Genomic DNA, 518 nt, shown 5'->3' on the forward strand with positions numbered 1-518 from the left:
CGCCCGGTCGAAGCAGCGCCCGGTGTACTCGGCCATCCGCGCCGGGTGGGTCACGTGGCCCTGGTACTTGGTGAACTCCTGGAACATCGGCAGCTGGTGGCACTCCTGGAAGCCGCCCAGGCCGATGCCGGTGGTGCCCGCCTCGGGGGTCACGATCACCACCGGGCTGTGCGCCCAGTAGGCCGCGGCGATGCCGGTCACGCAGTTGGAGATGCCCGGGCCGTTCTGGCCGATCACCACCCCGTGGCGGCCGGAGACCCGCGCATAGCCGTCGGCCATGTGCGCCGCGCCCTGCTCGTGCACCACCGGGACCAGGCGAATGCCGGCCGGGGCGAAGATGTCCATGGCGTCCATGAACGCCGAGCCCATGATGCCGAACATCTCGGTCACGCCGTTGGCGACCAGGGTTTCGACGAACGCCTCGGAGGGGGTCATGGTCTGCTTGCCCTGCACGACGCGGCGGGTGTCTTGGGGATCGGGGGTGCTCATCGGGGTCCTCCTCGGCGCATCGCCGAATA

1 protein-coding gene is annotated in these 518 nt (G+C 70.1%); it reads right to left on the reverse strand.

All coding sequences use genetic code 11. The features are described from left to right. Nucleotides 1–489 (reverse strand): thiamine pyrophosphate-binding protein (locus tag AC5W54_RS22575; protein WP_495964330.1); only part of this gene is annotated, 489 nt, incomplete at its 3' end. Nucleotides 490–518 lie beyond the last annotated feature (29 nt).

This window comes from Halomonas sp. LMYGS-3 (assembly GCF_059509875.1).